The organism is Rhizobium sp. YTUHZ045, assembly GCF_051124255.1.
GTDB lineage: Bacteria > Pseudomonadota > Alphaproteobacteria > Rhizobiales > Rhizobiaceae > Rhizobium.
In genome coordinates, this window is record NZ_CP101433.1 from 490,515 (window position 1) to 513,906 (window position 23,392).

Here is a 23,392-nt window from a genome sequence, read left to right on the forward strand (position 1 = left end):
GTCAGATCAGATCGCCGACCTGCGCCGCCACATGATGGTGGCCACCCAAGATACTTAACATGCGAAATAACTTGACAGAGCCTGGCTATGTTTGCAAGTCTATATTTGAAGCTACGGTTCAATTAATGAACCTTAGCGCTGACGGCGGCAAAATCAACAAAAGCACAAGCGCCGCTGTTGGTCCGGTTTTGATGGAGGTTGCTTGCGCGAAAACGCAGCAACGATCGGATGCTCTCAACAAGGGGAACGAACGCAGATGAATACGCAAAATTCGCAAGGCGCGGCTGACAACCAGCTGCGCAAGAACAGCCTCGGCGTCGGTGCCGTGACCTTCCTCGTGGTTTCGGCTGCCGCGCCGCTGACGGCGGTTGCTGGCGGCGTGCCGCTCTCGATGATGCTCGGCAACGGGCCGGGCATCCCGCTGACCTTTCTATTGGTGACCGGCATCCTTCTGCTGTTTTCAGTCGGCTATGTTGCCATGGCGCGTCATATCCGAAATGCCGGTGCCTTCTATGCCTATACGGCTCAAGGTCTCGGCGGCCTGATGGGTGGCGCCGCCGCGCTGATCGCCATCCTCGCCTACAATGCTATGCAGGTAGGAGTTCTCGGGCTTTTTGGAGCCGCGACCAAAGGCTTCTTTGCGGAGCAGCTCGGTGTCGATCTTCCGTGGTGGGCCTGGAGTTTCGTCGGTATCGCCTTCGTTGCCGTTTTCGGCTATCGACGCGTCGACCTGTCGGCCAAAGTGCTGACGGTGCTGGTCGTTCTCGAATATCTCGTCGTGCTTGTCGTCGACGCGGCAATCTTCGTCGAGGGGGGCGATTCCGGCCTTTCCGCAGCACCATTCACGCCCACCGCTTTTCTGACCGGTTCGCCGGCCATCGGCATCCTCTTCTGCTTTGCTGCCTTCATCGGCTTCGAAGCGACTACGATCTACAGTGAAGAAGCTCGCGAACCGGAAAAGACGGTGCCGCGCGCGACCTTTATCTCCGTTCTCATCATCGGCCTTTTCTATATGCTGACCTCGTGGCTGATGGTGAACGGTGCGGGCATCGACAAGCTTGTTCCGGCCCTGCAGGGCCTCCCTGATCCCACGACTTTCCTCTTTGGTCTTGCCGAGCGCTATGTCGGTCACTGGATTACCGTCGTAATGAGCGTGCTCTTCATCACCAGCCTGTTTGCCGGGATCCTCGCCTTCCACAACGGTGTCGCGCGCTACATGTATGTTGCCGGTCGTGAAGGTCTGCTGCCGAAATCGGTCGGCGTCACGCATCCGGTCTTCCAGAGCCCGCACGTCGGTTCGATCATCCAGACCGTCATTGCGGTGCTCGTCGTCGCGCTCTTTGCGGTGACGGGTCAGGACCCGGTACTGGCGCTCTTCTCCTGGCTCACCAATGTCGCTACCTTGGCAATCATTCTGCTGATGGCATTCACGGCATTCTCGATCGTGATGTTTTTTACCCGCAATCCAGGGCTGGAACGCAACGCATTGGCGGTCAAGGTCTTGCCTGTTGTTACGGGTCTGATCCTGCTGGCGCTCGTCTATTATATTTCGGCGAATTTCGGCGCGATTGCCGGTGCCAATGGCGTGCTCGCCGTGCTGTTGCCGGGGCTCGTGCTGATCGCCGGGATTGTCGGATTGCTTGCAGCGGCCCGGCTGAAATCGGCGGATGCCATCGGTTTTGCCCGGCTCGGCGCCGGGCAGGAAGCCTGAACAGATCCCATCCAACGGTGGCGGATGATATCCGCCACCCTTTTTCGTGAGAGCATACGATGCAGGACAAGATCGATCAGTTGCGGGCGCTGCCCGTTCCCTCCCAATCGCTGTTCATAGACGGATCCTGGCGCCCGGCGGTCGGCGGCGGTGCGATGGATGTCATCTCGCCGATCGACGGGACGAGGCTTACGACGATCGCGGATGCCGGCGCCGAAGATGTCGATCACGCGGTCGCCGCGGCGCGTCGCGCCTTCGAAAAGGGCAGCTGGTCGCGAGCGGCACCCGCCGAGCGCAAGAAGGTGCTGCTGAAGACTGCCGAGCTGATCGAGAAGCATGCGCTTGAACTCGCCGTGCTCGGCGTGCGCGACAACGGCACGGAAATCTCCATGGCGCTGAAGGCCGAGCCGGGCAGTGCCGCTGGCACCTTCCGTTATTATGGCGAGGCGATCGACAAGGTCTATGGCGAGATCGCCCCGACGGCCGACAACATTCTCGGCCTCGTTCACCGTGAACCAGTAGGCGTCGTCGCTGCCATCGTGCCGTGGAATTTTCCGATGATGATCGGCGCCTGGAAGATCGCGCCGGCACTTGCGGCCGGGAATTCCGTTGTACTGAAGCCCGCCGAAGGCGCCTCGCTGACGCTGCTGCGGCTTGCCGAACTTTGCGCCGAAGCGGGATTGCCGGATGGCGTTCTCAACATCGTCACCGGGCGCGGTGCCGTTAGCGGCGAGGCACTTGGGTTACACATGGATATCGATGTGCTCGCTTTTACCGGTTCAGGTCCGGTCGGACGCCGGCTGCTTGAGTATTCGGCACGCTCCAACCTGAAGCGCGTCTACCTGGAGCTCGGCGGCAAATCTCCGAACATCGTCTTTGCCGATGCGCCGGATCTCGATCAGGCCGCGAGGATCTCGGCCTACGGCATCTTCCGCAATTCCGGCCAGGTCTGCGTCGCGGGCTCCCGCCTACTGGTCGAGAAATCGATCCATGAGGCGTTCTCAGAAATGGTCGCAGGCATTGCCGCAGCCATGGAGGTCGGAGATCCCCTGCTGCTTTCCACCGAAGCCGGCGCAGTTTCAAGCGAGATCCAGTTGCAGAAGGACCTCGGCCACGTCGCCCAGGCCTTGTCGGAAGGCGCGCAATTGCGCACCGGCGGCTCGCGCATTCTGGAAGAAACGGGCGGCTATTACATGCGTCCGGCGGTGTTTGAAGTGATGCCATCCATGACCCTTGCGCGGGAGGAAGTCTTCGGGCCGATCCTGTCGATCATTCCGTTCGAGACGGAGGCTGAAGCGCTGGAGATTGCCAACGCCACGGAATACGGCCTCGCCTCGGCGGTTTGGACCTCGAACCTGTCGCGCGCCCACCGGATGGTGCGCGGCATCCGGGCCGGGGTCGTCCATGTCAACACCTATGGCGGGTCCGACAACACCGTGCCGCTCGGCGGCGTCAAGCAGTCGGGCAACGGCCATGACAAATCGCTGCATGCGCTCGACAAATATGTCGACCTGAAGACGGCGTGGATTCAGCTCTGAAACAAAGAATTTCGGGCAGCAAAAGCCGCCGCCCGTGACTTCCCCGCGACAATCCCGCTCCGATTGATAATACACCGCCGCGCGTCTCTTCCGACGCGCGGCGGTGTAGCACTTAAATCGATGTGTCGGTTTTTCGCTACCCGCCGAAACTGCCCACCTGTGTCGGTACGTTGATGTAGTTGCGGTCGAAATAGAGCAGTGCGTTCCCGTCCGTCCTTGAGCGAATGCCGATGACCTCGCCGATGAAGATGTGGTGGGTGCCAACCAGGCGCGCCTCGGCTAGCCGGCAGTCGAAGGACACCATGGCGTCGGCAAGTGCCTGACTTCCGGAAGGCATGTCGACCCACTGCGCCGCCGCGTAGCGAGCCGCCATATCCGCCTGGCGGCCGGCGAAATAGCCGGCCAGTTCCTGGTGATCGTCCGCAAGCACGTTGACGCAGAAGCGGTGGTTTTCGAGGAAGAGGCGGCATTGCGCTGATCGGCCGTTCATGCACACCAGAAGCGTCGGCGGCTCATCCGTCACACTGCACATGGCGGTGGCGGTGAACCCGCCGCGCCCGGCGGGTCCGTTGGTGGTGATGACATTGACGGGTGTACAGACACGGGCCATCGCATCGCGGAACTCGGTTTTCGAGATTTGCTCCTCCATGGCCATGCCCTCACTCGGCCGCGTTGTGGCTGGGAGATGTCGCGTCGATCGGCGGCAGCCAGGTATCGCCGGTCCAGCCGGTTTCGTCGTAGTCACTCATGCAACGATCGACAAGCGCTTCCATCTCCCTCAAGCGTCCGCCGCGCTCGGCACCCTTCAGCACCTGCAGCCGGACCTCTTCCGGCGCGCCTGCATAGTTGAGTTCGTAAAGCGCGTGACGGCCGCCGAATTCGGTGCCGGTCGCATCCCAAAGCAACTTCATGATCTTGATGCGCTCGACATGGCCCATATCATTGGAGCCGCGCACATATTGTGCGAGATAGCGATCGATCTCGGGATTGCCGAAATCCTTCGCCGAGGAGGGAAGATAGATCAGCCCCGAGGCGACGACCTTGCGCACGGTCTCGATGACGCGGGGATAGGCTTCCGACATGAAGGTGCGGTAAGAGAGTGCTGCTTCCATGTTCGGCAGCACCGCGCCGTTCGCCCAAGGCTGCGGATTATAGGCCATGGCAGTGGAGAAGGACCAGAACATATGGCGCAGCGCAATAACTTCGCCGAGTGCCGCCTGATTTCCGCGGAAGGCGTCGCCGCCGGTGGCGCGCAGCGCCTTGGCCAGCAGCCCGGCGAGGAAATCGAGCTTTACGGCAAAGCGCGTACAGCCCTGGAAGCAGTAGCCGTGCATGAAACCGGAAGCCGGATGGAACGAGAGGATCTTTGCGGCGTCACGCAGGACGAGCACGTCCTCCCAGGGCACGAACACATTGTCGAGCACCAGGATCGCATCGTTTTCGTCGAAGCGTGACGACAGCGGATAGTCGAAGGGATGGCCGACGGTGTTGACGGTCTGCTCGTAAGAGACGCGGCAGAACATCTTGATGCCCGGCGCATTCATCGGCACGATGAACATGACAGACAGCGAAGGGTCTTCCGTTACGGTCGCCGAGCTTTGGGCGAGGAAATTATAGTGGGTGAGCGCCGAGGAGGTGGCGACCACCTTGGCGCCGGAGACGTAAATACCCGCATCGGTTTCCTTGGTGATGTGGACGAAGACGTCCTTGACGGCATCGGCCGGCTTGTGCCGGTCGATCGGCGGGTTGACGATCGCGTGGTTCATGAAGAGCACGGATTCCTGAGACCGCTTGTGCCAGGCAAGCGCATTGTCCTTGAACGGCCCGTACCAGTCGGCGTTCGCACCGAGCGTGTTCATCAGCGCCGCCTTGTAATCGGCGGTGCGGCCCATCCAGCCATAGGACATGCGCGCCCAGTCGGCGATCGCGCCCTGCTGGGCGACGAGGTCGGCGGAGGATTTCGCGACCCGGAAATATTTGTGGGTATAGCCGCCATTGCCGGTGTCGGTCGGCGAGGTCAGGCAGTTTCTCGTCTTTTCGTCGTGCAGCGCATCGTACATCCGCGCGATCGAGCGGGCGGAATTGCGCATCGAGGGATGGGTGGTCACATCGGCAATCCGTTCGCCGTTGATATAGACTTCGCGCCCGTCGCGCAGGCTTTCTAGATATTCGGCGCCGGTGAACGGCCTTGTCTTGTCGCTGCGGTGATCTTCTGAACGCATGTCATGCTCCTCCTTCTGATATTGACAAAGGCTAATTCGGGAGAAGACTTCAGGCCATGGACAAAGGCCGCAATTCGCTGGTACTTTTTCCAGCATGACGATGCGAAGCGAGGTTCCGAATTTCTTCGTTTATGGCGAGCCAAGCCGTTCGCTTGATGTCGGTTTTCTGCATGTTGAAACGGTAATGGAGCGGAAAGGCATCCATTTCGGCCATGTTTCACCGCACAAACATCCGCTGATGGGCCAAATCACCTATTGGTTTCAAGGCGGCGGAACCTACCGGATCGAAGACGAGACTTGGAATTTTTCTGCTCCTGCGATCAGCTTCGTCCCTAGCAACGTTGTGCATGGGTTTGATGTCGAAGACACATCAGATGCCATCGTGGTCTCGGTATCCGACGACATGTTGAAGGCGCTCGCATCACAGACGGATCTCGGTCTCGACGTTCCGACTTTCCTGACCGGCGAGCCGTCGGATCCGGAATGGTCGAAGCTTGGCACGCTTCTCCACATGATTGCCGGAGATTATCGAGAGCGGGGAGCAGAAGGCGAGAAGGTTCTTGGCGGCCTGATTGGTGTCACATTGTCTCTAATGAGCCGTATTGGTGGTCGCATGTCGTTGCCGTCCACCTCGGCAACCGTTGCCCTCGGTCTTTCGTTGCGCCGTCAGGTCGATCTCCATTATAAGAAGAATTGGCGGGTCGATGCATATGCTGAGCTGCTTGCGGCCACGCCGCATCGCCTTGACAAGGCAACGCGCGAAGTCTTCGGGCGGTCCGTAAAGGAACTGCTGTTGGAGCGCCGGCTGCTGGAGGCGAAGCGTCTCTTGATGTTTACCGTCCGCCCCGTGGAGGATATCGGACGCGAGATCGGATTCGAGGACCCCGCCTATTTTTCCAGGTTTTTTCGTAAGCGCGCAGGCGAAGCACCGGCTGCTTGGCGCCGGCGCCATCTCCTGCCGTGAAGCACGCCTGCAAGAATCATCAGAACCGCATAGTCCCGATGTCCCATTGCCATTGTCCGATCACAGGCATCAAGAACCTTCTGGACCTTCTCTGGTGAGGAATGTTGGAAGACCGGCAAGTCGCCAGCGGCGGATGGATGGCACGCAATCGGCCAACGCCGCTGAAATGAAGCCCTTCAGATGCAAGTAGCGGAGAAAGGCACGCACGACTCCGCACATTGCCTTGCCGCTGTCCGCGGAGCCATCGAGCGCATGTCGTTCGACATACCCGAAGGCTATGGAGCAGTGCGGTTGGCGCGCCTTCGATGTCGCTTGTCAGGAACATTGCCGTTCCGGGCACCGTTAGCGGCTTCTTCCGGGCCAGGTTATCGATGATCGCCGCGAGTGGGATTTCGTCGGCCTTGGTGCGGGCAGCAAGCAGCCGGCGACCGGCCGTCCATGTTTGCATGATGAGCGCCATCGTCGAAGCCACAGCAATGGGGACCCATCCGCCCTCTGCGAATTCGGCGATGTTGGCGGCTAGAAATCCGGCATTGTCATCGGCGAAACGCCGCCGGCTTTTAGCGACTGGCTTTCTCGATGCTTGTGTTTACGCTCGGTGAGATCCTCACCGGCCGTATATGCTGGTCGACGGTATCTCCAACAGAGGCAGCTATTACGATCGATGGGAGGTCTGGGGCCAAATTCTCGCCACTCGAACTGCTTACTGTATCGCAACTGTGGACGGTGGTGCCGGGCTAAGGCAACCAGTGAAGGGCTCTCGTCGGTCCTAAAGCGACATGCCGCGACTCCAGCACGGCCGCGCGGAGAGCGCGGCCGTGTTCTTCCAGCCGTCAGTGAGCCATGAAAATCGGCATGCTGCTTTGCTCGATCATGTTGCGCGTCACACCTCCGAACAGCGTCTGCTGCCAGCGAGGGTGATTGTATGCGCCCATGACGATCAAATCGGCGTTCACATCCATCGCATGTTGCCTCAGGATCTCATCGGCCCTGTTTCCGCCGCTCGCCACGCGATCCACCTGAACCTTGACTCCGTGACGGGAGAGGAAGCTCGCGATGTCGGCGCCTGGTTCTTCTCCATTCACCCGCTCTCGCGAGACCGGATCTACCATCGTCACATAGACACAGTCCGCCGTCTTCAACAGGTCGAGGGCCTGCCTTGCGGCACGCGACGCCTCGTCGCTCGAATCCCATGCCAGTACGATCGATTTGGAAGTGGAAGAGAGCGGCCGCCGGCCGCGATTGATGATGACCGGCGTCGGCGTCTCGAACAAAGCGCCATCCATGACCCTTTTCTGCAGTTCCTCGTCCTTGCACGCTTGGCGGCCGACGAGAACGACGTCGGCATAGAGCGCCCGTTCTGCAATGTCCTCCCGCGCAAAAGCGTATTCCGTGTAGACGTCCTGCACGTCGTAGGACAGACCGGTGCGCGAGAGATACGCCTTGATCTCTTCGGCCTTCTTGACGAGTTCCTCGATTTCACGCTGGCGTTCTTCCAGCCAGATGGTCGACAGGGAGTTGTATTCTCCCAGCATCGGCGACGCGCCCATGCAGATCACGACCGCGCTGAGATGCGCTCCGGAGGCTCCGCAAAACTCCACGGCGGCCTTCAGGTCTTCGTCGAAATATTTGGAAGTCAGGATGCTCAATACCGTGCGAATGGACATTTCGATCACCTCTCTTGCTCAATATCGGAATGATACCCGCACTTGCGACGACGTCTTTGATCTTCGTCAAGCGCCGCGGGATGAATGAGCGCGCCATCGCCGGCATACGAACTTGTCGACCTCGGTCACGAGTACGAGTGAGCTCGCCACCAGCATGCTCAGACCCCACTCAAGAGGCGTGATGGGCGAAAGGCCAAGCGTTGTGCTGAGCCATGGTACGTACATCGCCGAGATATGGATAGTCTGGGCGGTCACCACGCTGAGGAGCAGGAACCGGTTCCGAAGAATGTCGGCCGAAAATATCGATCGTCTTTCGGAGGAGCTTGCCAGGGTCTGGACGTTCTCGAACATCACGAAGATGAGAAGCGTCATGTTGCGGGCTTCGGGAACCCCATACCCGTGCGAAAGCATCCACTGGAAAGCCAGGAACGCTGCTCCGCCGATGACGACCGTCGATTGGACGACGCGCCGGATCATCACGCGGTCGAGGACAGGCTCGAGCGGAGAACGCGGCGGGCCCGCCAGTTCATCTCCTTCCGGCCTTCCGCCCGCAAGGGCGACGTCCTGTATGCCGTTTGTCACGAGATTGAGCCATAGGAGCTGAACAGCGAGGAGTGGCATGGGCAGTCCGAATGGCAGCGCGAGCATGAAGAGCAGAACCTCCGCGGCGCCCGTTGCGACTGACATCAACACCACCTTGCGGATGTTGCGATAGGCCGCCCGGCCTTCTCCGATCCCGGCGACGATGGATGCGAAGTTGTCGTCGGTGATGACGAGATCGGCGCTCTCCTTTGCGACCTCGGTTCCCCTGAGCCCCATTGCGACGCCGACATGCGCCCTCTTCAACGCCGGACCGTCGTTCACACCGTCTCCTGTCACGGCGACGATATGGCCGTTCCGGATCAGGGAGCCGACGATCGCCGATTTCTGCGCCGGTTGCACGCGGGCGTAGATGCGAGCCTCTCTGGTAATTTCGTCCAGCCGCCCGTCGCCCGCTCGTGCAGCTTCGTCGATGTCGTGGCCCGAAACGATCTGGCGGGCGTCAAAGCTCAAGCCAGCATCTCTGGCAATCGCGGCAGCGGTCCGCGGATCGTCCCCGGTCACCATCACGACCTCCACGCCCGCCGCGCGGCAGTCTTTCATGGCGTTCGGCACCTCGGGTCGAACTGGGTCCTGTAGTCCGGCCAGCCCCAGGAACACGAGATCGACAAGGTGACCGTGCCCGAGGCTCCCGGCGAGCTGTACGCCGACTTCCCCTTCGGCGAACGCAAGCACCCTGAGGCCGCGAGCGGCCATCTCTTCCTTCTGCGCCAAAAGTGAAGGGCGGTCGATTTCGACGAGGTCTCCTGCTGAGTCCATCCGATCAGCCATTTCTATGAGCACCTCCGACGCCCCCTTGACGAAGACATGGATTCGATCCCCGCCGTGGTGGAAGGACGCGGCGTATTTGTGCTCGGGCTCGTAGGCGATCCTTGCGGCCAGTGGGTATCGGTCGTTCAGCTCTCCCTGTGCCAGCCCCGCCTTTCGCCCCGCTGCGAGGAGCGCCACGTCGACCGTGTCGCCGGCAGCGACCCACAGATCGTCCCGGCGAATCAGGCTTCCTTCGTTTGCGAGCAGTGCAGCGCGCAGCAGCTTGCGCGCCCTCTCGCGGACAAGATTGCCGTCCAGGCCGCTCGCCCTGATCTCACACCTGTCAAGATCGGCATGGGCGTCCAGGACGATGTCCGTTCCGTCCGGCAGGCGAATTTCAGTCACCGTCTGGACGTTGCTGGTCAAGGTCCCGGTCTTGTCCGTGGCGATCATCGTGGTCGAACCCAGGGCTTCGACGGCCGGCATGCTTCGGACGATGACGTTGCGGGCGGCCATCCGCCGCATGCTGACGGCAAGCGCGACGGAGATCGCAATCGGAAGCCCTTCAGGGACAGCGCTCACCGCCAGACCTACGGACATCATGACAAGATCGTGCAGAGGAAGGCCCCGCATGAAGCCCGCGAGGACCAGCACCAATGCTGCCAGTCCTACGAAAACCGCGAGCGCGTTCGTGAACTTCGCCAGGCGCGCAACGAGCGGGGGCTGCGACGAACTGGCTCTTCCCAGCTCAACGGCGATGCTGCCAAGCATTGTCGCGGTACCCGTAGCGGTCACGAGGCCTTTGGCTCGCCCGCGCGTCACCAGAGCGCCCGCGAGCAGCAGCAGGGAACTGCCTGTTTCATCCTTCGAGCCTTCGACTGCTTGCCCTTTGGAGACCGGCATCGACTCTCCGGTCAGGAGCGACTCGTCACATCGGAGGTCGCTCGCATCGACAAGCGTCAGATCGGCAGGGATTCTGTCACCGGATTCCAGAAGAACGAGATCGCCCACGACAAGGCGCTCGGCCTCGATCCGGCAAGCCACGCCGTCCCGGATGACCTTAGCCAACGGCTGCTCAAGCTTCCGAAGGGCGGCGGCCGCCCGATCCGCGGAATATTCCTGGTAGGTGCCTATGGAGGCATTGATCAGAAGTACGACGAGAATGAACAGGGCGTCTTCGATCCTGCCGGTCGCAAAGGAGAGCGCCGATGCCAGCAAAAGGATATAGATGATCGGGTTGCGAAATTGGACGAGGAAGACCTTCAGCGGGGATGGGGGGGCAGGCTCGGGCAGCGTGTTTGGCCCGAACTCGGCAAGGCGTTGCTGGGCCTCGATGCTCGTTAGTCCGTTCGCCTTGAGCGTTTTAGGGGCGGGTGTCTGCGCCGTGAGATTCATCATGGACTCCGGGCTTGTCGCAGCGATTTCATTGATAGCTCGCGAGACAGCCTATGTGCGCCAGCGCACGGGGCATTGACCGGGATCAAGGAGCTTCAATCGGACTGAGATATGCTGAAGACGATTTGTGGGCCGCGGCATATGCGGCCACATCGTTTCAAAGGCGCGGTGCTTGGATCGGTGTTCCGGCGGCGGCGCGTGCGAACCTGCGCTGATCCGGCAAGATTGAAAGGCAATGAAATGAATAAGAGCTCGGTACAGACCGTGTTGCAGACGATGAAGGACGACCTCGTCCGCCGCCTCGAAGCGATCGATGCGGATCTCTGTGTGGCGCTCGAGAAGGACAGCGAGGAGCGCGCGACCCAGGTTGAGAACGATGAGGTTCTCCGCGAGATGCAAGCCGAGGGGCGCGACCAGATCGCGGCCATCGACGCGGCTATCGGAAGGCTGAACGACGGCAAATATGGGCAATGCGCCAAATGCCATCAGCCGATCGGCAAGGAACGGCTGACTGCGGTTCCCTATACGCCGTTCTGCATCGACTGCGCAAAATCGTTCTGATTTTTGAATTTGTGGGAGGGTGATTGATGGCTACGGCGGCGGCTTGGTGGGCTGGCGGGTGGACGTTGCCTCAGGGCAGGATGTCGCGACTGAGGAAGGCGGGCTCCCGCTCGGGCCTTCTGGTAATGTTGTCGCTCGTTGCGCTTGCGGCCGCACTCGCCTTCTATCTCGCGGGTCACGGCCTTGGATATCGGTTAATCCTGTTAGGCTGCACCAGCCTAATCCTGCTGTCTCTTTGTCTTGAGATTGCCAAGAAGCTGCGGAAGGACGAATACGGTCTGGACCTGATCGCTGCCCTAGCCATGGCGTCCGCTTTATGGTTCGGCGAATATCTTGCCGGAGCGATCGTCGGCCTCATGTATTCCGGCGGTCAATTTCTGGAAGCATACGCACATCGTCGCGCCGACGAGGGCATGTCGGCATTGCTGGCGCAGGTTCCGCGCACGGCCATGCGGCTTGCCGCAACCGGTTTCGAAGAAATTCCGATCGAGAGGATCGCGGTCGGCGATGTGGTTCTGATACGCAAGGGCGACCTTGTACCGGCCGACGGGACGCTCGTCGGCGAATCCGCGACGATCGACCAGGCGGTGCTGACCGGAGAACCTTTCCCGGTGCGCATCGCCAGGGGAGGCAACATTTCAAGCGGCGCCACGAACGAGGGTGACGCTATCGAAATCCGCGTTCTAAATCGCGCCGAGGATAGCACCTATGCCGGGATAGTCAGGCTCGTGGAAGCATCGAGGCGCTCCAAGGCGAAGCTGATGCGCCTGGCCGACCGGTTCTCGGTCTGGTTCCTGTTCGCAACGATCGCGGTGGCCGGAGTCTCAGCATTCATGTCCGGAGACATGTCACGGATCGTGGCCGTGCTGGTCGTCGCCACACCCTGTCCGCTGATCCTTGCCGTACCCGTCGCACTTGCAGCCGGCACTTCAAAAGCCGCCACGGAGGGTGTTCTGGTAAAGGGAGCGGGGCCTCTCGAGGCTCTCGCCCAAGCCACCGTAGCGGTGTTCGACAAGACGGGGACACTCACTGCGGGAGAGCCGGCAGTCGGTCACATCGATGGTCCGGAGCATCCCGACAGGATCCTGCGGCTCGCCGCCTCGCTGGACCAGGCGTCGAGCCATGTGGTCGGACGTGCGCTGGTGGACGAGGCGCGCAGACGCGGCTTGGTCCTGAGCCGACCATCGGAGGTGACTGAGACCGCCGGATCCGGAATTTGCGGAATTGTCGATGGCGTGCGTGTCGGAGTCGGAGGAGACACGTATTTCGGAGAGGCTACGCCGTCAGGGCCTAACGGTCCAAGCACCGCGATGCGTGTAAGGGTTCTCTTTGACGACTCGCCGGCTGGCACGATAACGCTCGAAGACCGGCTTCGCAAGGACGCTGTCCAACTCGTCACCGAGCTTAGGGCATCAGGGATCTCTCGGGTAGTCCTGGCTTCCGGTGACGAATTGCCAATCGCGACAGCCATAGCTCGCTCGCTGGGCTTGGACGACGTCGCGGCGAGGCTCGATCCCTCCGACAAAGTCGAAGTCATCGAGAAGGAGCGCGTCAACGGGAGGGTCCTGATGGTCGGCGACGGAGTGAACGACGCGCCAGCGCTGGCGGCGGCCGACGTCGGAATTGCTGTCGGCGTCGAGAACCTTGCTGCCGCCGCTGAGGCTGCGGATATCGTTCTCGTCCGGGACGACCTCACCAGGATAACGAAGGCGATCGGCATCGCGCGTCGTTCACGCAAGATCGCGCTCCAGAGCATCTATGCGGGCATAGGTCTCTCGCTCCTCGCAATGGGGTTTGCGGGAGCGGGCTACCTTCCGCCGGTCAGCGGCGCATTGCTGCAGGAGGCCATCGACGTGGCAGTCATCCTCAACGCTCTTCGCGCTCTCTAATGGGCGAGAAGCACCGGCAGCTCGGCCTTGGCCAGCAGTTCCCGAGTAACGCCGCCGAGGATGAATTCACGAAGCCGGGAATGGCCGAATCCGCCCGCGACCAGAAGATCAGCCTTACGTTCAAGCGCGGCCGATTGGATGGCGGCGGTGGCGGTCTCTCCGGCTGCCTGGATGGACACGTCTTCCACGTCGAAACCCGAGTGCTTCAAGGACGAAATCAGCAGCGCGCGGTTCGCCTCGTCGATCTCCTTGTCGTCGGTGATCGAGATGACCTGCACCTTGGTCGCGCGCTCGATGAAAATGCGGGCGCAGGATAGGGCACGTGCAGCGGTGGCGCTGCCGTCCCAGGCAACGGCGATCGTATCTACACGAGAGTAGACGCTCGTCGGGGGAAATAGGACGAGTGGACGGCCGCTTCCGAACAGCAGCGTCTCGGAAAGCTGGCGGGAGAGCTCCGAGGCCTCGACGATGGACACGTCGTGGCACCTGGTGATTTCGGAAAAGCGTTCAAACACGAACGGCTCCGTGGCCTCGAATCCATGGATTCGCACTTGGACGTCAGTCTCGGCAACAGCGTGGGTGATATGTTCCCGCAGCGAAATCCCGCTGTCCCGGCTATATCGCTCTGCTTGCCCCCGCCACGTGTCGACATCGATAACTGTGGGAAAGGGTTGATGGACCTGGGGAATCCGGACTTGCGGGATGCTGGCGACGAGATGCGCGTCATTCTGCCGAGCCAGATCGAAGGCGTTGTCGATAATGGTGAAGGAACTCGCGTCGGGATAGGTCGACAATGGGAGATGGAACTGCGGCTTCATGGTGGCCTCCTGAGGTTAAACACCCGTCATGATGCGTGCCGCGGAGAGAGTCTGCATTGCGCTTCGTCAAGGCGCCGGCGCAACGAAGCTCTTATCATCGTGCTTCACTAAAGCTGGAGAACACGGTCATAACGATCGAGCTGACGGAGATCCACCCAGGTGAGTGTTATCGGATCCTTGAGAACGAGCGCTTCGGACATCTCGCATGCTGCAAGGATGGCCAGCCTTACGTGGCGGCAATCTACTTCGCCTTTTCCAGCGGCGTCGCCTATAGCTTCACCATGCCAGGCAAGAAGCTCGACTGGATGCGGGGGAACGACAAGGTCTGCCTTCACGTCGAGCACCGTTCGAGCGCCGGCGGGTGGACGAGCGTCGTCGTCGAAGGCAGGTTCGAGGAGTTTCCGGACAGCGACTCGCGTGGAAGCGAAAGGCTCCATGCATGGTCGCTTCTCCAAAAGAATTCGGACTGGTGGGAGATCGGCGCGATGAAGCCCCACGAGTCCCCCATACTCGAAGGCTCACCGCATGTCTTCTACGGCATTGTCGTGACGGCCGTGTCGGGGCGGAGAGCGGTCAAGGCGGAATGACCGTCGATGCTCGAGCTTAAACCAAATCCCCCAAACGGAGCACCACATGCCATATTTCTCCAGCCTTTCTCCGAGCGCCATATTCACCTCCAACCTCGCACCCATCGTTCGCACGGGGTTCCTGATTCAAGACGAGATCTTCGCCGCGTCGGCCAGGGTAACCACGGATTTGACGGCGTCGGCTGCTCGACGAGGGCTCCGATGCTCTGAATTCCTGGCGCGGCTCGCCTGCAGTGTCGACCACGGGGATGTAGTCGAGGTTCTTTCGGATTTCGTCGAGAGCGAACTCGAGGAATATCCTATGGAGGTGGCGCAACTCTTTGAGACAGGGTCACGACTATTGTCGCACTCGGCCGAACTTTATCGTGACGTCGCCGCCGGCCAGGTCAGGGAGACTGAGGCGAAGACGGTCTTGTGAAGCGTGCGGCGCTCACCTGGTCGTTCGCAGGACGAGCACGGAACATGGTGCGCGCTGCACGACATGGTCCACGACCGAGCCGAAGACCCGGTCGAGCACGTCGTCCCGGTGAGAGGCGATCACGACGAGATCCGCGGCGATCTCCTTCGCTGTGGCGACGATGACCTGAGACGGGTTGCCAGCGCGGACGTGTATAGAAGCAGGAGTGCCGATCGACCGCAGGGCTTCCGCAAGTCTGGTCTCGGCGGCGGCTATCACCTCGACAGCCCAATCGTCCGGCGAGGCCGACGAGGGCAGGCCCTCTACCGCGTGAACGAGGTGGAGGCTTCCGTTGGGGGCGAGCTGCGCGCGCGCCGTTTCGACGAGCTGGAGCATGCGTTGCCGGGAACCTCGGCCGATGGCGCAGACGACTGTGGCGAACATGTCAGTATATGTCCTTTCCAGACAGGCTGACGAACTCGGTGGTCAGTCCATCGCCATGCGCTTCCTTGAGAAGCCGGTCGGCGCTCATGATGTCGAGACACATGGAGCCAGTGAAGGATTGCCGGAGCGCGCAACAGAAATGGTCTCTTGCCCATGCCTGGCCTCGCGGCGTCACCGCCGTCACCTCCCAGCGATCCTCGTCCCGACGTTCGAGAACAAGGTCTGCGGACGTCCGTTCGACGTGCCCAATCGTTGTTGCGGCACCCGTTGGTGTCTTACAGGTTGCTTCTTGTTCGCGCATGTCCATCTCCTTTCGATGAGGTCGTGGCGCTCTTTCCGGAGCCTATTGGGCCCTCGGCATTCCGTCTTTGACGAGCATCAATCCGGATGCTTGACCGGGATCAAGTCGAAGTCGGGAGGGTGGCGATACGACTAGCGCCGGTGGTACATGCCGATGGAGGGAAACGTGAGGGCGATGGTACTCGAAAAGGTGGGGCGGCCGCTCCGTCTCATGGAGCTGCCGGATCCGCCAGCGCCGCACGGCCAGATGGTCGTCAAGGTCGAAGCCTGCGGCGTCTGCCGCACGGACCTTCATGTCTGCGACGGAGACCTCTCCAAGCCAAAGCTTCCTCTCGTTCCAGGCCATGAGATTGTTGGGACCGTGATCGCAACAGGGGAGGGCGTTGCTGGCCGACTCGTCGGTCGAAAAGTCGGGGTACCATGGCTGGGCCACACCTGTGGTCACTGCGCATACTGCTGCGAGGGTCGCGAGAATCTTTGCGACGAACCCGGCTTCACCGGCTACACGATCGACGGCGGCTTCGCGACGCATGCGATCGTCGAGGCGGGCTACACGTTCGAGCTGCCTGACGATGCGGACCCGGTGGCAACCGCGCCTCTCCTCTGCGCGGGCCTCATCGGGTGGCGATCACTGAAAATGGCGGGCGAGGGGAGGACGATCGGCATCTACGGGTTCGGCGCGGCCGCCCACATCCTGGTGCAGGTGTGCAAACATCGAGGTCAGAGCGTCTATGCATTCGTGCGTCCCGGAGACGAGGCCGGACGCAAGTTTGCGCTAGATCTTGGCGCCGTCTGGGCCGGATATTCGGGCGATACTCCTCCGGTCCAACTCGACGCGGCTATCATCTTCGCGCCGGCCGGCGAGCTCGTGCCGATGGCGCTCGAGGTGGTGCGGAAGGGCGGAACGGTGGTCTGCGGCGGCATCCACATGTCCGACATCCCAAGCATGCCCTACCGTCTGCTCTGGGGCGAGCGGCGAGTGGTCTCGGTGGCGAACCTGACCCGAAACGACGGAGCCGAATTCTTCTCGATCGCCAAGGCGGCCGGAGTACGATGCGTCACCAGCGTTTACGCTCTCGAGAATGCGAACGGCGCCCTCGACGACCTGCGCGCAGGCCGTGTTACAGGCGCCGCCGTGCTCGTTCCGTAGCTGAGGATCAATCCGGATCATCCGGCAACACGGAAGCTTTTCCGACGACGGACGTCGGCCAACTGCTCGCAATTCTCATTAGGGAGCATTCCCGCGCGCTCGTCACGGTCGCAAGGAACGGCCTCTCTTCGTTGCCGCCGACGTGCAAACCCGGTAGCGACCGCGGAGGCGGTGTTCGGCCCGATGCGATCACAAAGTCGCTCTCGTGCTTGATGAAGATCAACGACGAAGTTCTGCGGCACTGGCACGATCGACATGTCGTAAACCTGAAGGAGGTTGTCATGGACGACATTCGTCTCAGACAGAACATTCTCGATGAAATGGAATTCGAGCCCAGCATCGACGCGGCTGGTATCGGCGTTGCGGTCCACAGCGGGATCGTGACCCTGACCGGTCACGTGCGCACCTACGCGGAGAAGGAAGCCGCAGAGCGGGTAGCAAGTCGCGTCAAGGGCGTACGCGGAATAGCTGCCGACATCGAGGTCCAGATTTTCGGTCCGAAGGCAACAGACGACGACGACATCGCCCGGCGGGCTGTCAAGATGCTCGACTGGAACGTCTCCGTGCCGAAGGATTCGGTGCAGGTGCGGGTCCTAACGGGGTGGATCACCCTGAGAGGTCAGGTCGAGTGGCAATATCAAAAGAACGCAGCCTACGACGCAGTGCGTGATCTCGCCGGCGTGGTCGGCGTGTCGAACCTGATCGAGTTGAAACCGCGCATCACGGCGGTGGACGTCAAGAAGCGCATCGAAGACGCATTCCAACGAGACGCCGCTCTGGAGGCCGATGCAATCAAGATCGATGTCAAAGGCGGAAAGGTTATCCTCTCCGGCAACGTGAAGACCTGGTCGGAACGGCAGGCGGCGGAGCGTGCCGCGTGGTCTGCACCGGGAATCAGCATTCTCGATGACCGGCTGACGGTCGGGTGATCGAATGTTGGGAGCGGCTGGAGTTAGCCGCTCCGCCCACCCGGCAGCGAGAGCGCCGCTGCGACCGCCTCGCATACGTCACCAATCCCAAGATCAAAGGTCCGCCGTCAAGCAGAACCGCCATCATGCCTCGTGTCGAGCAACAGCCTGAGATGCGTCGACATCTCCGACGCCGTGTACGGCTTCTTTAGCCAGCCGGCGCCTGCTTCGATCTCCTTTTCTGCAGCATGGGGCTCCGAGAAGCCGGACGTGAGGAGAATTTTCACCTGCGGCCAGCGCTCGCGAACCTTGCGGGCCAGTTCGTCGCCGTTCATTCCAGGCATGGCCACATCGGTGAACAGGAGCGCTACGTCGTGCGCCGCCTCCAATTCCTTCAATGCGTCGATTCCGTTCGTGGCTTCGATCACAGTGTAGCCGAGCGTCTGCAGACGGCTGACCGCCACTCTGCGAACTCTCGCGTCGTCTTCGACGACCAGAATGGTTTCAGTTCCCTGAGACCGGGTGTGCTCGGTCTGCCCTTCTTCCGGATGGGAATCCTTCCCGCCATCGGCGCGTGGAAGGAAGAGGCGCACCGTGGTCCCCTCGCCAGGTTCGCTGTAGAGCTGCAGGTGTCCTGCGGATTGCTTTGCGAAACCGTAGACCATGCTTAGCCCGAGTCCCGTTCCCGAACCCGTCGGCTTTGTTGTGAAGAACGGCTCGAATGCTCTCTCCCTAACCTCGCTTGTCATTCCAGTCCCTGTGTCGGTAACCGAAATGAGGACGTATCTGCCGGGTCGGATTGCCGGATACATCCCGGCGTAATCGGAATCGATCTCTACCCCGGATATCTCGATCGTCAAACGGCCTCCGGCAGGCATCGCGTCTCTGGCATTGATCGAAAGATTGAGAAGCGCACTCTGGAGCTGCGCCTTGTCTGCCATTGCGGTCAACCGCCGTCCGGGAATGACCGTCCGGAGTTCGACGGAGTCACCGAGCGTTCGCTGGACGAGGTCCGAAAACTCTCCAAGCAGGGCGCCGACGTCCAACTCCTTGGGTGCGAGAGCCTGCCGCCTTCCGAACGCGAGAAGCTGGGAGGTAAGCCTGGCGCCGTCGTCGGCCGCGGACTGCGCCTCCCGCAGCAGAGACAACTGCCCCGGTTCGACAAGACTGGCCTCCAGCATCTCGAGATTACCGCTGATGACCGCCAGCAGATTGTTGAAGTCGTGGGCGAGCCCTCCCGTCAACTGGCCGACCGCCTCCATCTTCTGGGACTGCCGCAGCTCGGCCTCGATGCGGTGACGGCTGGTCAGATCCCTGACGAAGCCTGTGAAAATCCGTTTGCCGCCCGTGACCGCCTCGCCGACGGAGAGCTCCATTGGAAAGGTGGTCCCGTTCTTCCTGAGACCGACGACCACGCGCCCGTAGCCGATGATCCGTCGGCGCCCGGTCCGAATGTATGAATCCACGTATCCGTCATGTGCCTCCCGGTCGGGAGAGGGCATCAGCATGGAGACGTTTCGCCCGATGGCCTCGTGCGCGGAGTAGCCGAAGAGTTTCTCTGCCGCAGCGCTGAACGAGGCAATGATACCTCTGTCGTCTATGACGACCATTGCGTCTGGCACCGTATCAAGAATGGACTGGAGGTGAGCCTGCCGCTCCCGCAGCTCGTCTCCGACCTGCTGCATAAGCGTCACGTCGTTATTGGACTGCACGATGAGCGTGTCGGGATCGCCAAGTTCGAGAACAGTCCACCGCGTTGCGATCGCCAGTCTGACGCCGTCCTTCCGTCGATGATCCACCAGACCGCTCCAGAAGCCCTTGCTACGCACATGGGCCCGAAGCTCGTCCAAGTCGACCGGAAATCGCGTATCCAGGAGTTCGTGGACCACCTTTCCCACGGCCGCCTCGGCGGACCATCCGTAGAGCTGCTCGCAGCCCGCGGTCCAGCGCTGGATAATGCCGTCGAAGCCGTGGACGATCAGGTTGGCCACGTCGAACATGCGCACGATCCGGTCCAGGTCGGTTTCACTGGTAGCGTGTTCCAGCATAGCGTGCTCCAGAGTATTCTTCGAAGTCATCGTCCGGGTCTTCGTCGGCGGTGCGAGCCAACGCCGACCGGCTGGTCACCTTGAACTGATGCTTGTCAGCAGGCAATAGGATGCCTTTGGCGACAAGTTTGGTGAGCGTCCTCGACACGGTCTCGATCGTCATGCCCAGATGGTCGGCGATGTCGGCGCGGACCATCGGCAGACTGATCGTCCGGCCATCCCGTCCCTCGTTCCGTTCAAGCCGCTGCAGCAGGAAGGTGCAGACTCGCTGCTCGGCGTTCTTGTGCGACAGCAGGAGCATGTGGTCCTGCGCTGCAGAAATCTCGTCGCGTAGTTGCGACAGAAGCTGAAGCCGGAATTCAGGCACCAGTTGCAGCTCCTCTTCCAGCGTCCGCTTGTTCATCCGGGTGAAGGCCACGTCGTCGATCGCCTCGCCTGCAAACATGTATCTGTTGTGAAAAGACAGGCCGACCAGATCGCCCGCGCCAAGAAAACCGATGATGAGGCGGCGGCCGTCCGAAAGGAACCGGCATATGCGCACGTTCCCGCGCACGATGCGAAACACATGGCGGGCGGCGTCACCCTCGAAGAAGATCGTGGTTCCCGCCTGGGCTTTCTCTATGGTCTGGCCCATGAACAGCGGCGCGAAGTCGATCATTCCTTGCGTTAGTGGCCGTTCAAGTGAGTGAATATTCGATACCGCAGGCATGTCGTGGCTCCCTCCGCCGTTGTCTGGCGTGGATTTGACCGAAGTCTGATGACACCGGGATGCGAGGAGCGTAAGAATTGATGCGATTGTGTAACAATCCGTAACAACTCGAGAATCCTGGGATGACGAGCGGACCTGTCAGGCGAACCCGCATACTTGTCGTGGACGACGATGTCCGGATCCAAAGAATGCTCGCGCAGTATCTCGGCGAGGAAGGATTCGACGTCGACGTGGCAGGCGGCAGCTCGCAGATGCGTGCCAGGATGGCGGGGGCCAAATTCGACGCCGTCCTGCTCGACCTCGTCCTGCCGGGAGACTGCGACGGGCTCCAGCTTGCAAGGGAGATCCGTTCGGCTTCGGACGTTCCCATCATCATGCTGTCCGGTCGTGACGATGTCATGGACCGCGTCGTCGGTCTGGAGGTCGGCGCGGACGATTATATTGGCAAGTCATTTCATCTCCGGGAGGTGCTCGCGCGCGTGAGGACGGTCCTCCGAAGGCGCACCGTTCCCAACGAAGTCGCACCTGCGGAAGCTGACGTGCTGCGCTTCGCGGGGTGGCGGCTCGATGTGGATCGACGGGCGGTGATCAACCCGGCCGGAGACGAAGTGGCAATGTCGACGGGCGAGTTTGACATGCTGCACGTGTTCGCCACCCATGCCGGACGCGTCATGACGCGCGACATGCTGATGGATCTGACGCATAAACGTGGCCGCGACGGCTTCGACCGCACCATCGACGCACTGATCGTCAGGCTGCGGCGCAAGATAGAGGTTGATCCGGCCAATCCAAGCCTGATCAAATCTATTCGTGGCGTCGGATATCTCTTTACAGCAAGGCCGGAGACGGCTTCTGGTCAACCCTGACCATCAGGCCGTGGTCCCACCGGAGAAATCTGTCGACGTTTTCCATCTCCGCGAAATCGCTTGGAAACCGCCCCCAAAACCGCATGAAACTGCATCCCGCCGATCGCGTCTTCAACGAAGTGAACAGGACGTCCGCGATGGTGACTTCGTCGATGACGCTTGCTGCCACGAAGATCGGAATGTCCATCAATCGCCCGGCGATCGGATGCGCGCCGATCCGATAGACTGCCAGCCCACGCACATAACCTGCCGGATCCTCTAGCGAGACGAGCGTCCAACGATCAGCGCTTGTCACCACTTGCGCCCAATTTTCGGCCGAAAAGCACGGAGCCGCCACCTGGATCAGGCTGTATGCCTGCAGCGCATCGTTCATATCCAGCAGGCGGACGTAATAGCCCGACGTCATGGCTGGTTTCCCTCCTTGATCGAGAGAAATGTTGGCATGGTCCGGCGGTCGGGGCCTTGTCCTAGGTCAATCTTCACTCCGGGGAAACTCGAATGACAAAAGGCAGGTGATTTGACGGTGATCAAAGACCGAGAATGCAATGAACTGTTTCATGTGCACGTCGCCGCCTGTGAACGACGGCATTCTTGAGAAAAGGAGAATGACTATGGCAGACTCTGCACCGAAACTTACCGCAAAGTCAGAAGCAAGGCCGGCGGCGCCAGTCGACCGCTGGTGGCCTCTCGACAGCCTCCGGTCCGAGATCGACCGCGTGTTCAGCGACTTCGGGAGCCCCTCGATTTTTGACCGGGCCTTCAGCAGGATGCCGGCCGCTTTCTCGCGCGGCATGCTCGCCGTCGATCTCGTTGAATCCGACAACGCCTTCGAGCTGTCGGCCGAGCTTCCCGGCGTAGACGCTAAGGATCTTGAGGTCACGCTCGCCGACGGGATTCTCACCATCAAGGGCGAGAAGAACGAGGCCAAGGAGGAGAAGGAAAAGGACTATTACCTTTCCGAACGGCGCTATGGATCGTTCCATCGAAGCCTGGAGGTGCCGCGCGGCGTGGACATCGAGAAGATCGAGGCGAATTTCTCGAACGGCGTTCTCAAGGTCTCGCTACCGAAGACGCCGGACCGTCAGAAGAATGACAAGAAGATCACGGTCAAGGCGGCTTGACGGCCAACCCTGCGCTACGCCGAGGGGCGGCGTACGGTGGGCAGGGAGAGAGGGAGGGGGCGATCCCTCCCTCTTTTCAGTTGATGCGGATGTGATTCTCGACGGTGGCCACGCCTGGTACAGACCAGGCCGTCCGTTCGGCGACGCCGCGCTCGTGCCAGGCGCGCACGCCGCCTTCGAGAACGACCTTGTCGTCCTGAACCTTCACCGAGATTCCGCCGGCGTCGAGTTCGGCGCTCCGTTTCAGCGCTTCTTCAATCCGACGGCGGACGTCCGGCACCGTCGGGCACGGTCTTATCGTGAGCAGATTGAGGACGCCGACCACGCCACCGAGCTTCCTGACGGCATGCTCGGCAGCAGCTTTCTGGAACTGCCAGCGCACTTCGCCCGACAACGTCACCCAGCCGCCCTCCACCTTTACATGAACCGGTCCCTCCGGAAGCGCCGTGGTCCAGGCAATGATGTCGATTGCCCGCGATGCGATCTGGTTGTCCGCATGCTGCTTGTGACCTACGCACCGCACTTCGATGTCCACGGCTACGGCCCGGACGCCCTTCACCCGCGCTGCAACGTCCTCCGCCGTCAGCTTTTCGGCATAGGTCGAGACGTGACCGGAGAGGGTCGCAATACCATCTTCCACCGAGACGCCGATATGGGCGGCATCGATGCTGGGTTCGAACGCCAGCTCGTCGAGTATGTCCTGTTGAAGTCCTAGATCCGTCATTTCTACCTCCTGTTGGGTTCCGA

22 protein-coding genes and 1 pseudogene are annotated in these 23,392 nt (G+C 61.1%); 11 read left to right on the top strand and 12 right to left on the bottom strand.

From position 1 onward, the window contains the following. The first annotated feature begins 256 nt into the window (after positions 1–256). Both NMA58_RS24555 and NMA58_RS24560 read left to right on the top strand, forming a co-directional pair. Entirely contained in the window at positions 257–1,711 is a 1,455-nt protein-coding gene (locus tag NMA58_RS24555) for an APC family permease (protein WP_434714297.1), read from the top strand. A 59-nt stretch (positions 1,712–1,770) separates the two neighbouring features. Continuing rightward, a complete protein-coding gene (locus NMA58_RS24560; RefSeq protein ID WP_434714298.1) occupies positions 1,771–3,249 on the top strand; it encodes an aldehyde dehydrogenase in 1,479 nt (492 codons plus the stop codon). 136 nt (positions 3,250–3,385) lie between these two features. Here NMA58_RS24560 and NMA58_RS24565 read toward each other — a convergent pair whose 3' ends face one another. Together NMA58_RS24565 and NMA58_RS24570 are read right to left on the bottom strand one after the other, a co-directional pair. Then, on the bottom strand, positions 3,386–3,898 hold the full coding sequence (locus NMA58_RS24565; protein WP_434714299.1) for a flavin reductase: 513 nt from the start codon (positions 3,896–3,898) through the stop codon (positions 3,386–3,388). Between the two features lie 10 nt (positions 3,899–3,908). Further along, positions 3,909–5,471 (bottom strand): 4-hydroxyphenylacetate 3-hydroxylase N-terminal domain-containing protein, encoded by a 1,563-nt coding sequence (locus NMA58_RS24570; RefSeq protein ID WP_434714300.1) that lies wholly within the window; start codon positions 5,469–5,471, stop codon positions 3,909–3,911. 94 nt (positions 5,472–5,565) lie between these two features. Here NMA58_RS24570 and NMA58_RS24575 point away from each other — a divergent pair, with 94 nt between their 5' ends. Further along, complete coding sequence (locus NMA58_RS24575) at positions 5,566–6,435, top strand: helix-turn-helix domain-containing protein (RefSeq protein WP_434714301.1); 870 nt, start codon at positions 5,566–5,568, stop codon at positions 6,433–6,435. A 268-nt stretch (positions 6,436–6,703) separates the two neighbouring features. Here the strand turns inward: NMA58_RS24575 and NMA58_RS24580 are convergent. The 3 genes and pseudogenes from NMA58_RS24580 to NMA58_RS24590 form a co-directional block, all read right to left on the bottom strand. After that, positions 6,704–6,970: pseudogene (locus tag NMA58_RS24580) on the bottom strand (KUP/HAK/KT family potassium transporter); the annotation flags it as partial. Between the two features lie 298 nt (positions 6,971–7,268). Then, positions 7,269–8,102, bottom strand: a complete 834-nt coding sequence (locus NMA58_RS24585; protein ID WP_434714302.1) for a universal stress protein — start codon at positions 8,100–8,102, stop codon at positions 7,269–7,271. A 66-nt stretch (positions 8,103–8,168) separates the two neighbouring features. Continuing rightward, positions 8,169–10,850: a cation-translocating P-type ATPase gene (locus NMA58_RS24590; RefSeq protein WP_434714304.1), complete on the bottom strand. Its 2,682-nt coding sequence runs from the start codon at positions 10,848–10,850 to the stop codon at positions 8,169–8,171. A 237-nt stretch (positions 10,851–11,087) separates the two neighbouring features. Here NMA58_RS24590 and NMA58_RS24595 point away from each other — a divergent pair, with 237 nt between their 5' ends. Both NMA58_RS24595 and NMA58_RS24600 read left to right on the top strand, forming a co-directional pair. Beyond that, positions 11,088–11,408, top strand: coding sequence for a TraR/DksA family transcriptional regulator (locus NMA58_RS24595; protein ID WP_221114453.1), 321 nt, complete (start codon positions 11,088–11,090; stop codon positions 11,406–11,408). A gap of 26 nt (positions 11,409–11,434) precedes the next feature. Next, positions 11,435–13,297 (top strand): heavy metal translocating P-type ATPase, encoded by a 1,863-nt coding sequence (locus tag NMA58_RS24600; RefSeq protein ID WP_434714306.1) that lies wholly within the window; start codon positions 11,435–11,437, stop codon positions 13,295–13,297. Here the strand turns inward: NMA58_RS24600 and NMA58_RS24605 are convergent. Beyond that, the gene (locus NMA58_RS24605) at positions 13,294–14,115 is read right to left on the bottom strand and encodes a universal stress protein (protein WP_434714308.1); all 822 of its coding nucleotides are present in this window, start codon (positions 14,113–14,115) and stop codon (positions 13,294–13,296) included. The two genes, NMA58_RS24600 and NMA58_RS24605, sit on opposite strands and share 4 nt — an antisense overlap. A gap of 128 nt (positions 14,116–14,243) precedes the next feature. On the opposite strand from NMA58_RS24605, the gene NMA58_RS24610 reads away from it, so the two are divergent. Then, complete coding sequence (locus NMA58_RS24610) at positions 14,244–14,702, top strand: pyridoxamine 5'-phosphate oxidase family protein (RefSeq protein WP_434714374.1); 459 nt, start codon at positions 14,244–14,246, stop codon at positions 14,700–14,702. Positions 14,703–14,748: 46 nt separating this feature from the next. After that, entirely contained in the window at positions 14,749–15,120 is a 372-nt protein-coding gene (locus NMA58_RS24615; protein ID WP_221114457.1) for a hypothetical protein, read from the top strand. A 12-nt stretch (positions 15,121–15,132) separates the two neighbouring features. On the opposite strand, the gene NMA58_RS24620 is transcribed toward NMA58_RS24615, so the two are convergent. Together NMA58_RS24620 and NMA58_RS24625 are read right to left on the bottom strand one after the other, a co-directional pair. Further along, positions 15,133–15,543 carry a universal stress protein gene (locus NMA58_RS24620; protein ID WP_221114458.1) on the bottom strand — a complete coding sequence of 137 codons (411 nt, stop codon included), beginning with the start codon at positions 15,541–15,543 and terminating at the stop codon, positions 15,133–15,135. A 1-nt stretch (position 15,544) separates the two neighbouring features. Next, complete coding sequence (locus NMA58_RS24625; protein ID WP_434714309.1) at positions 15,545–15,844, bottom strand: hypothetical protein; 300 nt, start codon at positions 15,842–15,844, stop codon at positions 15,545–15,547. Positions 15,845–16,009: 165 nt separating this feature from the next. Here NMA58_RS24625 and NMA58_RS24630 point away from each other — a divergent pair, with 165 nt between their 5' ends. Beyond that, positions 16,010–16,993 carry a zinc-dependent alcohol dehydrogenase family protein gene (locus NMA58_RS24630; protein ID WP_434714311.1) on the top strand — a complete coding sequence of 328 codons (984 nt, stop codon included), beginning with the start codon at positions 16,010–16,012 and terminating at the stop codon, positions 16,991–16,993. A 281-nt stretch (positions 16,994–17,274) separates the two neighbouring features. Beyond that, positions 17,275–17,922 (top strand): BON domain-containing protein, encoded by a 648-nt coding sequence (locus tag NMA58_RS24635; RefSeq protein ID WP_434714312.1) that lies wholly within the window; start codon positions 17,275–17,277, stop codon positions 17,920–17,922. Between the two features lie 107 nt (positions 17,923–18,029). Here the strand turns inward: NMA58_RS24635 and NMA58_RS24640 are convergent, their stop codons facing one another. After that, complete coding sequence (locus NMA58_RS24640; protein ID WP_434714376.1) at positions 18,030–19,949, bottom strand: PAS domain S-box protein; 1,920 nt, start codon at positions 19,947–19,949, stop codon at positions 18,030–18,032. After that, positions 19,927–20,658 (bottom strand): helix-turn-helix domain-containing protein, encoded by a 732-nt coding sequence (locus NMA58_RS24645; RefSeq protein WP_434714313.1) that lies wholly within the window; start codon positions 20,656–20,658, stop codon positions 19,927–19,929. Before NMA58_RS24645 ends, NMA58_RS24640 begins: the two co-directional genes overlap by 23 nt. Before the next feature lie 122 nt (positions 20,659–20,780). Between NMA58_RS24645 and NMA58_RS24650 the strand changes: the two genes are divergently transcribed. After that, the gene (locus tag NMA58_RS24650; RefSeq protein WP_434714315.1) at positions 20,781–21,524 is read left to right on the top strand and encodes a response regulator; all 744 of its coding nucleotides are present in this window, start codon (positions 20,781–20,783) and stop codon (positions 21,522–21,524) included. Here the strand turns inward: NMA58_RS24650 and NMA58_RS24655 are convergent. After that, positions 21,487–21,930, bottom strand: a complete 444-nt coding sequence (locus NMA58_RS24655) for a hypothetical protein (protein WP_183706266.1) — start codon at positions 21,928–21,930, stop codon at positions 21,487–21,489. The genes NMA58_RS24650 and NMA58_RS24655 overlap by 38 nt on opposite strands. A gap of 205 nt (positions 21,931–22,135) precedes the next feature. On the opposite strand from NMA58_RS24655, the gene NMA58_RS24660 reads away from it, so the two are divergent. Next, positions 22,136–22,645: an Hsp20/alpha crystallin family protein gene (locus NMA58_RS24660; protein ID WP_246722007.1), complete on the top strand. Its 510-nt coding sequence runs from the start codon at positions 22,136–22,138 to the stop codon at positions 22,643–22,645. A gap of 76 nt (positions 22,646–22,721) precedes the next feature. Here NMA58_RS24660 and NMA58_RS24665 read toward each other — a convergent pair whose 3' ends face one another. Continuing rightward, on the bottom strand, positions 22,722–23,369 hold the full coding sequence (locus NMA58_RS24665; RefSeq protein ID WP_434714317.1) for a BON domain-containing protein: 648 nt from the start codon (positions 23,367–23,369) through the stop codon (positions 22,722–22,724). Between the last annotated feature and the right edge of the window lie 23 nt (positions 23,370–23,392).

Bases quoted from the DNA above. Each gene is read 5' to 3' on its own strand.
- NMA58_RS24600 (WP_434714306.1), top strand. From the start codon at position 11,435: ATGGCTACGGCGGCGGCTTGGTGGGCTGGCGGGTGGACGTTGCCTCAG.
- NMA58_RS24555 (WP_434714297.1), top strand. From the start codon at position 257: ATGAATACGCAAAATTCGCAAGGCGCGGCTGACAACCAGCTGCGCAAG.
- NMA58_RS24570 (WP_434714300.1), bottom strand. From the start codon at position 5,471: ATGCGTTCAGAAGATCACCGCAGCGACAAGACAAGGCCGTTCACCGGC.
- NMA58_RS24625 (WP_434714309.1), bottom strand. From the start codon at position 15,844: ATGCGCGAACAAGAAGCAACCTGTAAGACACCAACGGGTGCCGCAACA.
- NMA58_RS24660 (WP_246722007.1), top strand. From the start codon at position 22,136: ATGGCAGACTCTGCACCGAAACTTACCGCAAAGTCAGAAGCAAGGCCG.
- NMA58_RS24655 (WP_183706266.1), bottom strand. From the start codon at position 21,930: ATGACGTCGGGCTATTACGTCCGCCTGCTGGATATGAACGATGCGCTG.
- NMA58_RS24595 (WP_221114453.1), top strand. From the start codon at position 11,088: ATGAATAAGAGCTCGGTACAGACCGTGTTGCAGACGATGAAGGACGAC.
- NMA58_RS24575 (WP_434714301.1), top strand. From the start codon at position 5,566: ATGACGATGCGAAGCGAGGTTCCGAATTTCTTCGTTTATGGCGAGCCA.
- NMA58_RS24605 (WP_434714308.1), bottom strand. From the start codon at position 14,115: ATGAAGCCGCAGTTCCATCTCCCATTGTCGACCTATCCCGACGCGAGT.
- NMA58_RS24615 (WP_221114457.1), top strand. From the start codon at position 14,749: ATGCCATATTTCTCCAGCCTTTCTCCGAGCGCCATATTCACCTCCAAC.
- NMA58_RS24565 (WP_434714299.1), bottom strand. From the start codon at position 3,898: ATGGAGGAGCAAATCTCGAAAACCGAGTTCCGCGATGCGATGGCCCGT.
- NMA58_RS24645 (WP_434714313.1), bottom strand. From the start codon at position 20,658: ATGCCTGCGGTATCGAATATTCACTCACTTGAACGGCCACTAACGCAA.
- NMA58_RS24665 (WP_434714317.1), bottom strand. From the start codon at position 23,369: ATGACGGATCTAGGACTTCAACAGGACATACTCGACGAGCTGGCGTTC.
- NMA58_RS24590 (WP_434714304.1), bottom strand. From the start codon at position 10,850: ATGATGAATCTCACGGCGCAGACACCCGCCCCTAAAACGCTCAAGGCG.
- NMA58_RS24650 (WP_434714315.1), top strand. From the start codon at position 20,781: ATGACGAGCGGACCTGTCAGGCGAACCCGCATACTTGTCGTGGACGAC.
- NMA58_RS24640 (WP_434714376.1), bottom strand. From the start codon at position 19,949: ATGCTGGAACACGCTACCAGTGAAACCGACCTGGACCGGATCGTGCGC.
- NMA58_RS24560 (WP_434714298.1), top strand. From the start codon at position 1,771: ATGCAGGACAAGATCGATCAGTTGCGGGCGCTGCCCGTTCCCTCCCAA.
- NMA58_RS24635 (WP_434714312.1), top strand. From the start codon at position 17,275: ATGGACGACATTCGTCTCAGACAGAACATTCTCGATGAAATGGAATTC.
- NMA58_RS24585 (WP_434714302.1), bottom strand. From the start codon at position 8,102: ATGTCCATTCGCACGGTATTGAGCATCCTGACTTCCAAATATTTCGAC.
- NMA58_RS24620 (WP_221114458.1), bottom strand. From the start codon at position 15,543: ATGTTCGCCACAGTCGTCTGCGCCATCGGCCGAGGTTCCCGGCAACGC.